General features: G+C 71.0%; 11 protein-coding genes. 6 read left to right on the top strand and 5 right to left on the bottom strand.

From position 1 onward, the window contains the following. Nucleotides 1-88: 88 nt before the first annotated feature. On the bottom strand, nucleotides 89-3,160 hold the full coding sequence (locus tag C1707_RS10995; protein WP_101711503.1) for an efflux RND transporter permease subunit: 3,072 nt from the start codon (nucleotides 3,158-3,160) through the stop codon (nucleotides 89-91). After that, nucleotides 3,157-4,284, bottom strand: coding sequence for an efflux RND transporter periplasmic adaptor subunit (locus C1707_RS11000; RefSeq protein ID WP_240633910.1), 1,128 nt, complete (start codon nucleotides 4,282-4,284; stop codon nucleotides 3,157-3,159). Before C1707_RS11000 ends, C1707_RS10995 begins: the two co-directional genes overlap by 4 nt. Before the next feature lie 91 nt (nucleotides 4,285-4,375). Here C1707_RS11000 and C1707_RS11005 point away from each other — a divergent pair, with 91 nt between their 5' ends. Both C1707_RS11005 and C1707_RS11010 read left to right on the top strand, forming a co-directional pair. Beyond that, nucleotides 4,376-5,017 (top strand): TetR/AcrR family transcriptional regulator, encoded by a 642-nt coding sequence (locus tag C1707_RS11005; protein WP_101711502.1) that lies wholly within the window; start codon nucleotides 4,376-4,378, stop codon nucleotides 5,015-5,017. Nucleotides 5,018-5,092: 75 nt separating this feature from the next. Next, on the top strand, nucleotides 5,093-5,293 hold the full coding sequence (locus C1707_RS11010) for a hypothetical protein (RefSeq protein ID WP_101711501.1): 201 nt from the start codon (nucleotides 5,093-5,095) through the stop codon (nucleotides 5,291-5,293). A gap of 274 nt (nucleotides 5,294-5,567) precedes the next feature. Here the strand turns inward: C1707_RS11010 and C1707_RS11015 are convergent, their stop codons facing one another. Continuing rightward, entirely contained in the window at nucleotides 5,568-6,887 is a 1,320-nt protein-coding gene (locus C1707_RS11015; protein ID WP_101711500.1) for an oxygenase MpaB family protein, read from the bottom strand. A 122-nt stretch (nucleotides 6,888-7,009) separates the two neighbouring features. Here C1707_RS11015 and C1707_RS11020 point away from each other — a divergent pair, with 122 nt between their 5' ends. After that, the gene (locus C1707_RS11020; RefSeq protein WP_101711499.1) at nucleotides 7,010-7,615 is read left to right on the top strand and encodes a TetR/AcrR family transcriptional regulator; all 606 of its coding nucleotides are present in this window, start codon (nucleotides 7,010-7,012) and stop codon (nucleotides 7,613-7,615) included. Between the two features lie 206 nt (nucleotides 7,616-7,821). Next, nucleotides 7,822-8,928, top strand: a complete 1,107-nt coding sequence (locus tag C1707_RS11025; RefSeq protein ID WP_101711498.1) for a YeiH family protein — start codon at nucleotides 7,822-7,824, stop codon at nucleotides 8,926-8,928. 238 nt (nucleotides 8,929-9,166) lie between these two features. Here C1707_RS11025 and C1707_RS11030 read toward each other — a convergent pair whose 3' ends face one another. Together C1707_RS11030 and C1707_RS11035 are read right to left on the bottom strand one after the other, a co-directional pair. After that, nucleotides 9,167-9,862: an arylesterase gene (locus C1707_RS11030; RefSeq protein ID WP_101711497.1), complete on the bottom strand. Its 696-nt coding sequence runs from the start codon at nucleotides 9,860-9,862 to the stop codon at nucleotides 9,167-9,169. Continuing rightward, entirely contained in the window at nucleotides 9,849-10,967 is a 1,119-nt protein-coding gene (locus C1707_RS11035; RefSeq protein ID WP_240633911.1) for a M15 family metallopeptidase, read from the bottom strand. The genes C1707_RS11030 and C1707_RS11035 overlap by 14 nt, the downstream gene beginning before the upstream one ends. Before the next feature lie 77 nt (nucleotides 10,968-11,044). Here C1707_RS11035 and C1707_RS11040 point away from each other — a divergent pair, with 77 nt between their 5' ends. Together C1707_RS11040 and C1707_RS11045 are read left to right on the top strand one after the other, a co-directional pair. Continuing rightward, on the top strand, nucleotides 11,045-12,121 hold the full coding sequence (locus C1707_RS11040) for a L,D-transpeptidase family protein (RefSeq protein ID WP_101711496.1): 1,077 nt from the start codon (nucleotides 11,045-11,047) through the stop codon (nucleotides 12,119-12,121). Between the two features lie 477 nt (nucleotides 12,122-12,598). After that, nucleotides 12,599-14,050, top strand: a complete 1,452-nt coding sequence (locus C1707_RS11045) for a carotenoid oxygenase family protein (protein WP_101711495.1) — start codon at nucleotides 12,599-12,601, stop codon at nucleotides 14,048-14,050. Nucleotides 14,051-14,161 lie beyond the last annotated feature (111 nt).

Below are 14,161 nucleotides of genomic sequence, written 5' to 3' on the forward strand. Positions count from 1 at the left end.
GCCGCAATCACTTCCCCCTCAGTCGGCTTCGCCGACAGCTCCCCCTTCAGGGGGAGCATCTTGGAGCGACCGAGGGGGCCGCGCGCCGTCAGGCGGCGGCTTCCCGCTCCCCGCGCGCCGTCAGCCAGTACATCACCGGCGTCGCCACCCGCGACAGCACCGTCGACGTCACCAGCCCGCCGATGATGGCGATGGCCAGCGGCGAGTAGAGGCCCGAGCGCTCCAGGGCGAGCGGCAGCAGGCCGCCGATCGCCGTGGCCGAGGTCAGCAGCACCGGCAGGAAACGCACCTCGCCGGCCTTCTCGATGGCGTCGTGCAGGCTCAAGCCCTCGCGCCGCAGCTGTTCGGTGAAGTCGACCAGCAGGATCGAGTTCTTGATCTCGATGCCGATGAGGGCGATCAGGCCGATGGTGGCCGTGAACGACAGGGAATTGCCCGTCAGCCACAGGGCGGCGGCCGCGCCGAACACCCCGAACGGGATGATGCCGGCGACCACCAGGGCGGTCTTGAACTTGCGGAACTCCAGGACCAGCACCGCCATGATGCCGAACACCGCCACCATCACCGCCGCGCCTAACCCTGCGAAGCTTTCCGACTGGGCCTCGGCCTGGCCGCCGAGGCTCAGGGCGTAGCCGGGCGGCATCGGCAGTTCCTTCTCCAGGCGGGCCAGCACGTCCTTGGTGACGTTGTCGGTCAGGTAGCCGGTGCGCACGAAGGCGGTGACCGTGACCGTCCGCTCGCGATCGAAGCGGTCGATGCGGGCGGGGCTGGACCTCAGGCTGGGGGTGGCGATGGCCGACAGGGGCGCGGCCTCGCCGTCGGCGGCGGGCACGTAGACGCCCGACAGGGCCGCCAGGGCGTTGCGGTCGGCGCCGTCGACCTGGCTCATCGGCAGGCGGACCTTGACCGCGTAGTCGTCGCCGTCGGCGTCGCGGAAGCGGCCGGTTTCCTCGCCCGACAGCGCCAGGCGCGCCGCGCGGCGGGCCGCGCCGGCCGGCACGCCCAGGGCGGCGGCCTTGGCCTCGTCGACGCCGAGGTCGAGGTCGGTGCGGTCCAGGCGCACGGGATTGCCGACGTCGCGCGTGCCCGGCGTGCTCTTGAGGACGGCTTCGGCGCGCACCGCCAGGGCCTTGAGCACTTCGAGGTTGCGGCCGGTGATGCGCACGGCCACCGGGGCCTCGATCGGCGGGCCGTTCTCGAACACCTCGACGCTGATCCGCGCGCCGGGATAGCGGGCGAAGTCGGCGCGCAGGCGGTCGAGCAGCCGTTCGCTTTTCCCCGGCTCCCAGCGCTCGAGGCTGACGAACATCTCGCCGTAGGTCACCGCGCTCTCGCGCTGGGACTGGTTGTAGAACACCTGCGGGTTGCCGCGGCCCAGGTTGGCGGCGCGCCAGACGACGTCGGGCTCACGGGCCAGGCGCTGGTCGACAAAGCGCAGGGCCTCGTCGGTGCGCGCCAGGGACGAGCCGTCGGGCGTGGTGACGCGCACCAGGAACTGCGGGGTCTCGGCGGCGGGGAACAGGCTGGAGCCGGCCGCCCGCAGCATCGGCACGGCGGTGGCGCACAGGGCCAGCATCAGCCCGAGCGCCAGCCAGGGGCGCGCCAGGGCGTGGTGCAGCACCGGGCGATAGACGGTGTGGATCACGCCGTTGACGGCCCGCAGCAGGCGGTTGCCCTCGGGATCGGAATGCTTGTCCAGCACCCGGCTGGCCAGGAACGGGATGATGGTCAGCGACACGAAGAGCGAGGCGCCCACCGTGCACAGCACCGTCACCGGCAGCGAGCGGATATAGGCCCCCGAGCCGGCCGGCAGGGCCATCAGCGGCAGGAAGGCCAGCATCAGGGTGGCCGTGCAGCCGATCACCGCCAGGGCGATCTGACCCGAGCCGTTGATCGCCGCGGCCGTGCGTTCCTCGCCCTCGCGGATCCGGCGGGCGATGTTCTCGGTGATGACGATGCTGTCGTCGACCAGCAGGCCCAGCGCCAGCACGAAACCGGCGATCGACAGCTGGTTGAGCGTGAAGCCGAAGGCCTGGATCATCGACAGGCCGATCAGCAGCGAAAGCGGGATCGACACCATCACCACCAGGCCCGCGCGCGGACCCAGCGGCAGCAGGGTGATCAGCACCAGCACCAGGGCCAGGCCGAAGTCGCGCAGCAGGTTGTGCAGCCGGTGCTCGACATTGCGGGCCTGGACGAAGCCGCGATCGAGTTTCACGCCGGCCGGCAGCACCTTCTCGTAGTCGTCGAGCACCGCCTCGACGCTCTTGGTGATCTTGCCGACGTCCTGGCCGTCCTTCTGGGTGACGGCGATGAACACCGCCCGCTTGCCGTCGAAGCGGGTGACGTGGGTCGGCTCCTCCTGGGCCCAGGCCACGTCGGCGACGTCGCGCACCCGCACCACCTGGCCGCCGGCCGAGCGGACGGGGGTGTCCTTGACCGCGTCCAGCGAGCGGAAGGCCCCGCCGGACTTGACGTTGAAGCGCCGGGCGCCGGCCTGGACCGCGCCGATCGGGGCCTCGACCCCGGCCGAACGCAGGGCGTCGGCGACGGCGGAGGCCGGCAGCTTCAGGGCCGCCAGCCGGGCCAGGTCCAGCGACACCCGGACCTCCGAGGCCGGGGCGCCGTAATAGCGGGTCTGACGCACGCCCGGCACGCGGTCGAGGCGCTCGGACAGGCGGTCGGCGGCCTTTTCCAGCCGGCGCATGGGCAGGCTGTCGCTGACCAGGGCGACCTGGACGATGGCCACCTCGGTGGTGCGCACGCGCTCGATGTCCAGCCGCTGCAGGCCGGCGGGCAGGCTGCCGCGGATGGCGTTCACCTCGCGCACGACCTGGTCGAACTTGCGCTCGGGATCGACGTCCCAGGTGAAGAACACCCGCACGACGGCGGCCCCGTCGAGGCTGGTGCTCTCGACCTTGTCGATGCTGTCGAGGCCGTAGACCGCCGTCTCGATCGGATCGGCGACCAGCTGCTCCATCTCGGCCGGCTCGGCCCCGGGCAGGACGGCGCGGATCAGCACGATGGGGATAGGGAAGTGCGGGTCCTCCGACCGCGGCACGGTCAGGAGGGCGTTGACGCCCAGCATCACCAGCAGGCCGAAGGCGACGATGGTGAACTGCCAGCGCTTTACCGCGAAGGCGGCGAGGTTGAAGTTCATTGCGTGGCGACCTCGCGGGGCGGGGCGACCTTGCGGGCCGGGGCGGCCGAGGCCCGCGGATCGACCACGGCGACCTTTTCGCCGTCGGAGACGAAGCCGGCGCCGGCGGTGATCACCCGGCTTCCGGCCGGAAGCCCCGCCACCAGGGCGTCGTCGCCGTCGAAGCCGCCGAAGCGGACGGCGACGCGTCGGGCCACGGCGCCGTCGAGGCGCAGCACGGCGGCCTCGTCGCCCGAGGCTTCCAGCAGGGCCTCGGCGGGAATGCGGACGAACGCGGCGCGAGCCGGGGCGTCGGCGGCCGGGGCCTGCAGGCGGGCGGCGGCGATCTGGCCGCTCTTCAGCTGCGGCGGCGCCTGGACCTCGATCTCGACCGTCACCGCGCCGGTGCGGGCGTCGGCGGCCTGGCCCAGGCGCGTGACGACGCCGGTCAGGGTCTGGCCGGGCAGGGCGTCGGCGGTGACGGCGGCGCTGGAGCCGACCTTCACCCGGGCCGCGTCGCGGGCGGGCAGCGGCAGGCGCAGCACCAGCGGGCTCGACAGGTCGGCGAGCGTCAGCACCGTCTGGCCGGCCGCCACCACCTCGCCGGCCTGGGCCGTGCGGGCCAGCACCACGCCCGAGACGGGCGAGGCGAGGGCGGCCCAGCGGCGGTCGAAGGCCGCGCCGGCGTGGGCGGCCTGGGCCGCCTTCAGGGCGCTTTCGGCGTCGTCCAGCCGGGCCTTGGCCACGAAGCCGGTCGAATAGAGCTTGCGGGCCCGGTCGGCGTCGCGGCGGGCGCGCTCCAGGTCGGCGGCGGCCTGGGTCTGGCGCGCGTCGACGCCGGCCGGATCGATGGCGGCGAGCGGCTGGCCCGCTCGCACCGCGTCGCCGGCCTCGACGTTCATGCGGGTCAGCACGCCGGGGATGCGGAACGACAGCGCCATCTCGCGGCGGCGCTGCAGCGTGCCCGAGGCGGCGAGCTCGGAGGCCGCGCCGGGCGCGCCGACGGTGACGGCCTCGACCGCCGGCGGCGGGGCGGCCTGGGGCGTGTCGGCCTTGCCGCCGCAGGCGACCAGCATGACGCCCATCGAAAGGCCCAGCGCCGTCAGCAGCACAACGCCTCCGTATCCAGCACGCGCGCCGTCCATCGCTCTCGCCCTCATCATCGATCGGTGATAAGTTATCACTGATCGATTATTGTGGGTTGTCAAGGCGGACCGAACACTGAAAGGAGGGACGATGACCGCGCCGAAAGTCCGTTCCCCCCGCAAGCCCAAGGGCCAGGGGGCGCAGCGTCGGGAAGAGATCCTCGACGCGGCCCTGAAGCTGTTCAGCGCCAAGGGCCTGCATGCCGTCTCGACCCGCCAGATCGCCGAGGTCGTCGGCATCTCGCAGCCGGCGCTCTACGCCTATTTCGCCACCAAGGACGACATCACCGCCGAGCTGTGCGTGCGCGCCTTCGCCATCCTGGTCGAGCGTATGCAGGCCGCGCGGGCCGATTTCGTCCCGACCGCCGAATGCTTCGAGCGGACCCTGCGGGTCTATGTCGACTTCGGCCTGCAGAACCCCGACGCCTACCGCGTGGCCTTCATGGTCGAGAAGGGCCTGGACGGCACCTACAAGGAGCGGGTCGGCGACCGGCCGATGATGGCCGGCATCGGCGCCTTCCAGCGCTTCGCCGAGATCGTGGCCGAGATGCGCGACGCGGGCCTTACGCACGACGACGACGTCCAGCGCATGACCCAGACCCTGTGGGCGGGCCTGCACGGCCTGGTCTCGCTGCTGATCGCCCGCGCCGACTTCCCGTGGGTCGAGCGCGAGGTGCTGATCGCCTGCCACATCTCGCTGCTGCGGCGCGGAGCGCTGAAGAACGTGAGCTGAAGGACATGCGTTGAACTGGCGGCGTCGCGGGCCTACATCCGCCGCCTCGCATTCCCCTGACGAAAGACGCCGCCCATGGCCAAGCTGCAGCCCCTGGAAACCTTCTCCCTGCAGGAGACCGAAGACGGCTACCGCCTGCTGGTGTCGGCGGTCGGCGGCGACAACATCTACGTCTCGATCACGTCCGAGCAGATGGACGAGATCATCGACAGCCTCGACACCGCGCTGACGGGTGAAGAGGAAGCGGCCGGCGAAGACTTCGACGACGCGGACTGAGCGTCCCGAGACCTCCCCCTGTGGGGGAGGCGATCGCGTAGCGATCGGTGGGGGGGCGAACGGCTGCCGTCGCGGCGGCTGAAAACGTCCCCCCTCCGGCCCTCCGGGCCACCTCCCCCAGGGGGGGACTGTTGCGAAATTCGGAACGTCGAAGAACAGACCAGAATCCGTTCGAGAACAGTTCGGAATCAAAAGGGGAAAGTCGTTCTCGTTTTACCCCATTATGCAACGATCCCCCAGGGGGGAGGATCTTGGCGAAGCCGACTGAGGGGGCCTACGCCGCCTTCGCGTTCGTCGGCCGGTAGTTGGCCGCATCCGTCGTGAACTCGGCGTGGCCGTAGCGCTTCAGCAGGGCGCGGATCCGGCGGACCATCGCCGCGTCGGCGACGTCGCGCAGCAGCGGCAGGCGGTCGGCCAGGTCGAAGGCCTTCATCTGCAGGGTGACCAGCAGGGCCACGACGATGAACACCGCCTCGTCGGCGCGGCTGACCTCGATGCCCATGCTGGCCGCCCGCTTGTGGTCGCCGCGCATGAAGTGGCGCAGGAAGAAGGCCTTGGCGAAGCGGCGCTCGATGCGGTCGTGCAGGCGGTTGGCGGGGCTTTCGTCCGGCGGCAGGTAGGCGTCGAGCGTGGCGCGGATCAGCGCCCCGCAGGTCTCGTCGTCGAAGCCCCGGCGCAGGGTGGTGTCGCGGGCCGTCATCATTCGCACGATCCCCTCCGGCGTATCGGCCAGCAGGTCCTGCGGCAGGCCCAGCAGGAAGCAGCGATAGCGGGCCAGCTCGACCTTGGCCCGCTCGGCCGGGGTGAACCGGCGGCGGCCCTGGCGCAGCATCTGGAACGACATCAGGAAGATCGGGATCAGCCCGGCCGGCATCTGGTCGACCTGCGGGATCGGCACGCCGTAGACGCTCGCGTCCCAGCGGCCCGAGCGCAGGGCGTTGAACCGCACCATCGAGTGCATCAGCCGCACCATGGCCGCGGCCTTGAAGCCCTCGCCGTGGCGCTCCAGCGCGCCCGGCAGCAGGGTGGTGGTGAAGAAGGCGGCCGTCTCGTTGACGCGCTTGGCGGCGGTTTCCGCGCCCAGGGTCCCCGTCAGGGCCATGGGCAGGGCCGAATACTTGTTGAGGAAGGTGGCCACGAACGCGCCGCGGATGGCGAAGGGGCCAAGGTGGGCGGCGGCGTTGCGGTCGAGCCGCTGGCCCTCGCGCACCAGGTCCATGTCGATCCAGTCGGGCGTGGCCTCCATCTCGGCGATGAAGGCGGAAAGCTCGGGCGGCGCGTCGGGCACGGCCTGGATCCCCTGCTCGCAAGCCGTGACCAGCATGTCGATCAGCCGGCGGAAGCCGAACTGCGGGATCAGGGCGGCGTAGGCGTCGGCGACGATGTCGCCCAGCATGGTGTAGGCCCGTACGCGGTCGAGGTCGTCCTGGGTGACCGACACGCCCAGCGGGTTGCGGTCGCGGGCGACGCCGGCGCTGGGGTCTTCGGTGAAGCGCTCGGGCGCGACGTCGAAATCGATCTTGCCGTAGAAGCCCGGCAGCAGCGTCTTCTGCGAGGCGACGCGGGCGCGGACGTCTTCGATGGGGCGGATCATCTGGGCTCCTTCCGGCTCGTCCGAAGACGAACCTGTTCTCGGCCTCAAGCGTATGTAAGCATTGCTCATGTTCCTACTCGCCTTGCCCTTCAGGCCGGCGAGCGTGTGGAGGTCGGCGGCAAGTGGCTGAAAAGAAAAGACGATCGCCGTCGCAGGGGCGCGCCCAGGTCACCGTCGACGCCATTCTCGACGCGGCCTTTCAGCTTCTGGAGAGCGGCGGCCCCGATCGCCTGACCACCAACCACGTGGCCGAGCGGGCGGGGGTGAGCGTCGGCACGGTCTACCAGTACTTCGCCGACAAGCAGGACATCCTGGCGGCCCTCGCCCAGCGCCGAACCAGCGCGGTGCGCGACGCGATCGCGGAGACCCTGATCGAGCGACCCGATCTTGGCAGCGTGCGGCCGATCGTGCGGGCGCTGATGAACGGCTTCGAGGGCTCGCCAGCCACGCGCCAGGCGCTGCTGGGGGCCATGTTCCATCGCGGCGACGCGGTTCTGGAAGAGCACCACCAGGCGTTCCTCGCCTCGATCGCCGGCAAGGCCCGGCTGCAGATCGAGCTGACGCCGGAATCGGCCTTCGTGCTGACCCACGCCGCCGTCGGCCTGCTGCGCGCGGCGGCCGCCGAGCCGGGGCTGGCGCTGGACCCGCAGGCGCTGGAGGACGAGCTGGTGCGGTTGATGGAGGCGTATATCTCGGCGCTCGTGGCGTTGCGTAGATCCTCCCCCTGAAGGGGGAGGTGGCCCGGAGGGCCGGAGGGGGAAGTCCCTGCTGACGCTCGTTCGTCTCCAGCCTCGGAAGCCACATCCCCCTCCGTCGGATTCGCCGACACCTCCCCCTTCAGGGGGAGGGTCTTAGGCGCACGCCTTGCCACGCTGGCGCTCCGGGTCCAGACGGAAGGCGTCGTCGGCATGGCGACTCGTCAAAGGGCCTGACGATGAATTCCGATCTCGACACCGACGCGGCCGCCGCGCGGGCGCTTTTCCAATCGCTGGAGGGCATGGAAGGGCTGCACCGCCCCGAGCCGGCCCCGGCGGCCAAGGCCCAGCGGTTCCCTGGCCAGGCGGCGCTGACCAAGCTCTATCCCGGCGTGCTGGTGGCCGGGACCATCGCCCTGGCCTCGACCTGGCTGTCCCAGCACTACGGCGCGCCGGTGATGCTGTTCGCCCTGCTGCTGGGCATGACCTTCCACTTCCTGCACCAGGAAGGCCGCTGCATTCCGGGCATCGAGTTCTCGTCCAAGGCCATACTGCGGTTCGGCGTCGCCCTGCTGGGCGCGCGGATCACCGCTGGGCAGATCCTCAGTCTCGGGATCACGCCGATCGTCACGGTCATGATCGCGGTGGTCTCGACGATCCTGCTGGGCGCGTTCCTGGCCAAGCGCCTGGGCCTGCGCCAGGGCTTCGGCGTGTTGTCGGGCGGCGCCGTGGGCATCTGCGGGGCCTCGGCGGCCCTGGCCATCGCGTCTGTGCTGCCGCGCGACAAGGACGGCGAGCGCGACACGATCCTGACGGTGGTGGTGGTCACGGCCCTGTCGACCATCGCCATGATCACCTATCCGCTGCTGACGGCGGCGCTGCACCTGGACCAGACCAAGGCCGGGGTGTTCCTGGGCGGCACGATCCACGACGTGGCCCAGGTGGTGGGGGCCGGCTACATGATCTCGCCGCACACCGGCGACGTGGCCACCTATGTGAAGCTGCTGCGGGTGTCGATGCTGCTGCCGGTGGTGTTCGCCATCGCCCTCCTGGCGGCGCGGATGCTGCCGGGCGGCCGCGGCGGGGCCAAGCCGCAGTTGCCGCTGTTCCTGGTCGCCTTCGCCGCCCTGGTGGCGGTCAACAGCCTGGGATGGCTGCCCAAGGCCGGCGCCGACGCGGCGACAGAGGTCAGCCGCTGGTGCCTGGTCACGGCGATCGCGGGCCTGGGGATGAAGACCTCGTTCAAGGACGTGATGACCGCCGGCTGGCGCCCGGTGGCGCTGATGGTGGTCGAGACCGCCTGGATCGCCGGCGTGGTGCTGGTGGCGGTGGAGTGGTTTTTGTGAAGATCCTCCCCCTGAAGGGGACTGTTGCGAAATTCGGAACGTCGAAGAACAGACCAGAATCCGTTCGAGAACAGTTCGGAATCAAAAGGGGAAAGTCGTTCTTGTTTTACCCCATTATGCAACGATCCCCCTGAAGGGGGAGGTGGCCCGAAGGGCCGGAGGGGGAAGCGGCCGCTGACATGCCGCTATCACTTCCCCCTCAGTCGCTTCGCGACAGCTCCCCCTTCAGGGGGAGCATCTACCGCAACGCCACCTGCGTTCCCCGCGCCAGGGCCTGCGCCACCACCGGCGCCAGGTTGGCGGCGATCACCCGCGCGCCCTCGGCGTTGGGGTGGATGCCGTCGCTCTGCATGTAGCGGCGCGAGCCGCCGATGCCGGCCAGCAGGTTGGGCAGCAGGGGCGCGGCGAAGTCGCGGGCCAGGTCGGTGAAGACGGCGTTGAAGCGGCGGGCGTAGTCGGCGCCCAGCAGGGCCGGGGCGTTGACGCCGGCGATGGCGGCGGTGATCTTCCGCTCGCGCAGGCGGGTCAGGATGGCGCGCAGGTTGGCGCGCGTGGCCTCGGGCCGCAGGCCCTGCAGCAGGTCGTTGCCGCCCAGCGCCACGACGCAGACGGCGGTGTCGCCGCCCAGGGCGCCTTCGAGGCGGGCCAGGCCGCCGGCGCTGGTGTCGCCGTTGCGGCCGGCGGCGCGGACCTGGACGTTGACGCCGCGCGCGGCCAGCGCCGCCTGCAGACGGGCCGGCATGGCCTCGCCCGGACGAACGCCGAGGCCGGCGGTGATCGAGTCGCCCAGCACGGTGACGACCGGCGGACGCGGCGGCGCGGCGATCCTGGGCGCGGCCAGGACGGAGCCGGCGGGGAGAGCGAGCAGGCCGGCCAGGATCTCGCGCCGGCCCCAATTCGGCTGCTTGGGGGCATGTACGTCAGCGAACTTCATTCTTCCTAGGTAGTAAGCCTTTCAGGCCGGGTTGAGGCGTGGGCGCCCCCTGATCGAGCGGTTGTGATCCGTCTTGAGGAAGGCTTGAGATCGGCACGCCGGGCAGCGGCGCCTCGCCTGTCCATTCCCAGTGCCAGGGCTCGAACACGTAGTTGACGAAGCCGAAGCGGCCGGCGTTGCGCACCATCCAGCGATAGACGTCCGAACGGGCCATGGCGCGGCGGTTGTCGTCGGCGCTGGAGTCGGGGCCATGGCCGGGGGCGGCGGCGATGTAGAGGTCCATGGCCAGGCCCGTGCGGTGGGCCGAGCAGATGGTGCGGGTGACGCCCTGGCAGTTGTTGTCGCGGGCGCAGCGGGCGGCGTCGGCGGCGGGATCGCGGAAGGCCGAGAAGATGGTCAGCACGCGTGGGTCGCGCTCGGAAACGACGCCGTCCTCACGGGCCGCCTCGACCAGGCGGCGATAGGCCTCCAGCGCGCCGGGGCGCAGCAGGGCCGGCTTGGCGCCATAGGCCTCGTGGGGCTTGGCGGGGGCGAGGCCGGCGGCGCTAGGGGCGTTGGGGCACTCGCCCTTGGCGTTGATGACGGCGAAGGGGCGGGCCAGGGTCCAGCGGGTCTTCATGGCGTCGAAGACGGCGGCGTCCAGCACGCCGGTCTGCGGCAGGCCGTGGCCTGCCTGCCAGCGGGCGAGGGCGGCGGCGAAGCGGGTGGTGCCCGGACCGCAGGCCGTGGCCAGCTCGGCGCCGATGCGCGGGGCGTAGATCACCCAGCCGGTCTCGGCCCGGCCGAACGGGGCCCAGGACAGGGTGTTGAGGCTGGCGGCGTTGGCCTCGGCGGCGCCGTCGGGCGCGGCGGCCTCGCAGGTCTCGTCGACCGGCAGGGGCGACAGCGGCGCGGAGGGCGGGTCGTTGGAGGGAATGTACTGCGTGGTCGGCTCGACGGACGCGGTCTGGTCGCCGGTGGGCGGGTCGAGCGGCGGCGATCCCGTCGGCCAGGCCAGCCACGCGGCCGCCCCCGCGCAGCCCGCCAGCAGCAGGACGAGCAGCCCAAGGCCCAGTCGCCGGCCGCGCCGACGATCCTTCGTTCCCTTCCGCCACCTTGGAGCCAAGCGCACCCGCCTTTCGGAACTTCGCCATGGCTCAAGGCTTGAGAACGGCAAGACGTTCCTCGTGCGTGGAGTATGCGATGCCTTCGACCTTCCGTCTCGCGGCCCTGATGGCCGGATGCGCCCTGGCCGCCGCCGCCTGCTCCAGGGGCGAGGAGAAGGCCGAGGCCCCGCCGCCGGCCGCCGCGCCGCAGCCCAAGGCCGCCCCGGCCGCGAACGGCCGCTCGCCCCTGGCCCAGGCCGTGGAGACGGCGGGACCGCAGGACGCGCCGCCGGCCGATCCGTCGATGATCGCGCCCTCGCTGGTCCGGGTGCAGGTGCTGCTCGACCGGGCCCGGTTCTCGCCGGGATCGATCGACGGGGTGACGGGCACCAACCTTCGGCTGGCTATCGAGGCCTTCCAGCAGGCCCGGGGCCTGACGGTCGACGGCCAGGTGACGCCGGACCTGTGGAAGGCGCTGATCGAGGCCGACGGCGGGCCGGTGCTGACCGACTACGTGATCACGGCCGAGGACGTGAAGGGACCCTTCGTCAAGTCGATCCCCAAGGACGACTACGAGGCCATGGCCAGGCTGCCGGCGCTGTCCTACACGAGCCCGCTGGAAGCCCTGGCCGAGCGCTTCCACATGGACGAGGCGCTGCTGCAGGCGCTGAACCCCGGCGCCGACTTCACCCGGGCCGGGACCCGCGTCGCCGTCGCCGCCCTGGGGCCGGCCGACCTGCCCGCGCGGGTGACGCGGATCGAGATCGACAAGACGCTGGGCCAGGTGCGGGCCTTCGACGGCCAGGACGTGCTGCAGGCGGTTTATCCGGCCACCGTGGGCAGCACCGAGCGTCCGGCCCCGAGCGGCGAACTGGCGGTCAACACCGTCGCGCCCCGGCCGACCTACACCTACGACCCCTCGCGCCTGACCTTCGGCAAGCCCAAGGGCAAGCTGACCATCAAGGCAGGTCCCAACAATCCGGTGGGCGGCACCTGGATCGACCTGACCAAGGACACCTACGGCATCCACGGCACGCCGGATCCCAAGCTGGTCAACAAGCGCGCCTCGCACGGCTGCGTTCGCCTGACCAACTGGGATGCGGCCCAACTGGGCAAGGCGGTCGAGAAGGGCGCGAAGGTGGTGTTCATGGGCGAGGAGGCGAGGGGGGCGTAAGCCTCGCCTTTGGGCGAGGCCCCCTCCGGCCCTCTGGGCCACTTCCCCCAGAGGGGGAGGATCTTGGCGCTTCAACTGCTCCCCCTTTGGGGGAGCTGTCGCGGAGCGACTGAGGGGGCGCGCGCGAAGAGCGCGTCACACCTGTCGTGCGATGTTGCGCCGCAGCATCCGGCCTTGATTTGACAACGTTGTCATCATATATCGCCGGCGTCGGGACAATCCGGTCCCGGCGACGACAGATGACTGGATCTCCCATGCTGAGCCTGATCGCTCTGGCCGTTTCGGCCTACAAGAACCGCGCCGCCCTGTAGTCTGGCCGCGGTCGTCCCGGTTTCGGGACCCTCGAGGAAATGGCCCGCGTGCTCCGGCTCGCGGGCCTTTCTTTTGTTTGCGATGCAGCAATCGGCGTTCGTTCAAGATGCTTGCATAACGAGACTTAAGGTCTAAGCTTTCATCGGCCAACCTGGGGAGGACGGCATGAAAGTCGCGCGCCAACCGTCGGTGAGGACCTCGCTTGGGGTCACCGACCATCCCTACATGACCGGCGCCTGGACGCCGCAGCACGAAGAGGTCGACGCCGAGGACCTCGTGGTCCTGGAGGGCGCGATCCCGCCGGAGCTTGACGGGGTGTACCTGCGCAACACCGAGAACCCGGCGCACGAACCGCTTGGCCGCTACCATCCGTTCGACGGCGACGGCATGGTCCACCAGATCGAGTTCCAGGGCGGCAGGGCGCGGTATCGCAACCGCTTCATCCGCACGCGCGGCTTCGAGGCCGAGCAGGAGGCGGGGCAAAGCCTGTGGGGCGGACTGGCCGACGGGCCGGGCGTGTCGCTGCGGCCAGGCTTCGGCGCGCACGGCGCCCTGAAGGACACCGCCAGCACCGACATCGTCGTCCACGCCGGCGAGGCGATCGCCACCTTCTACCAGTGCGGCGAGGCCTATCGGTTGGATCCGCTGACCCTGGAGACCCTGGGCCCCGCTTCGTGGGCGCCGCTGGACGGGGTTTCGGCCCATGCCAAGGTCGATCCGGCGACCGGGGAGCTCCTGTTCTTCAACTACTCCAAGCACGCGCCCTACATGCATTTCGGCGTGGTCGACGCGAGCGGTCGGCGCACGCTGTACCAGCCCGTGTCGCTGCCGGGGCCGCGTCTGCCGCACGACATGGCGTTCAGCGAGAACTGGGCGATCCTCAACGACCTGCCGGTGTTCTGGGACGCTGGCCTGCTGGAGCGCGACATCCACGCGGTGCGCCTGCACAAGGGCCTGCCGTCGCGCTTCGCCCTCGTGCCGCGCAAGGGCGGCGAGCCGCGCTGGTTTACGGCCGCGCCGACCTATGTGCTGCACTTCCTCAACGCCTACGAGGAGGGCGACGAGGTGGTGGTCGACGGCTATTTCCAGGAGAATCCGACACCCCGCCCGCTGGCCGATGCGCCCGAGCAGTACGCTCACCTGATGGCCTATCTGGACGAGCACAGCTTCCGGCCCAAGCTCCATCGCTGGCGTTTCAACCTGGCGACGGGCGAGACGGTCGAGCAGCGGCTGGACGACCGGGTGCTGGAGTTCGGCATGTTCAACCAGGCCTGGGCGGGCAAGCCCTATCGCTATGCCTACTCCACGACGGCCAAGCCGGGCTGGTTTCTGTTCGACGGCTTCGTCAAGCACGACCTGGTCAGCGGCGAAAGCTGGAGCCTGAAGCTGCCCGAGGGCCGCTACGCCAGCGAGGCGCCGTTCGCGGCGCGGCCGGGGGCGAGCGCCGAGGACGACGGCTGGCTGGTCAGCTTCATCATCGACGAGAACACCGGGACGTCCGAATGCCTGCTGGTGGACGCCCGGACGATGACGCCGGCCTGCCGGATCGCGCTGCCGCACAAGATCAGCAGCGGGACGCACAGCGTGTGGGCGGGGCGGGGAGAGCTTCGCGGTTGAAGCGCGCGGCCAATCCGACCTGCCGTCATTCCCGCACCCGACAACCCGCGCTGAAGCGGACGGGTCAAATGTCGGCCAAGGGGTGGATGGCGGGCGCGGCCTCTCAAACCT

Source organism: Caulobacter flavus (assembly GCF_003722335.1).
Lineage (GTDB): Bacteria > Pseudomonadota > Alphaproteobacteria > Caulobacterales > Caulobacteraceae > Caulobacter > Caulobacter flavus.

Coding starts and splice junctions, on each gene's coding strand:
- C1707_RS10995 (WP_101711503.1), bottom strand. CDS start 3,160: ATGAACTTCAACCTCGCCGCCTTCGCGGTAAAGCGCTGGCAGTTCACC.
- C1707_RS11000 (WP_240633910.1), bottom strand. CDS start 4,284: ATGGACGGCGCGCGTGCTGGATACGGAGGCGTTGTGCTGCTGACGGCG.
- C1707_RS11005 (WP_101711502.1), top strand. CDS start 4,376: ATGACCGCGCCGAAAGTCCGTTCCCCCCGCAAGCCCAAGGGCCAGGGG.
- C1707_RS11010 (WP_101711501.1), top strand. CDS start 5,093: ATGGCCAAGCTGCAGCCCCTGGAAACCTTCTCCCTGCAGGAGACCGAA.
- C1707_RS11015 (WP_101711500.1), bottom strand. CDS start 6,887: ATGATCCGCCCCATCGAAGACGTCCGCGCCCGCGTCGCCTCGCAGAAG.
- C1707_RS11025 (WP_101711498.1), top strand. CDS start 7,822: ATGAATTCCGATCTCGACACCGACGCGGCCGCCGCGCGGGCGCTTTTC.
- C1707_RS11030 (WP_101711497.1), bottom strand. CDS start 9,862: ATGAAGTTCGCTGACGTACATGCCCCCAAGCAGCCGAATTGGGGCCGG.
- C1707_RS11040 (WP_101711496.1), top strand. CDS start 11,045: ATGCCTTCGACCTTCCGTCTCGCGGCCCTGATGGCCGGATGCGCCCTG.
- C1707_RS11045 (WP_101711495.1), top strand. CDS start 12,599: ATGAAAGTCGCGCGCCAACCGTCGGTGAGGACCTCGCTTGGGGTCACC.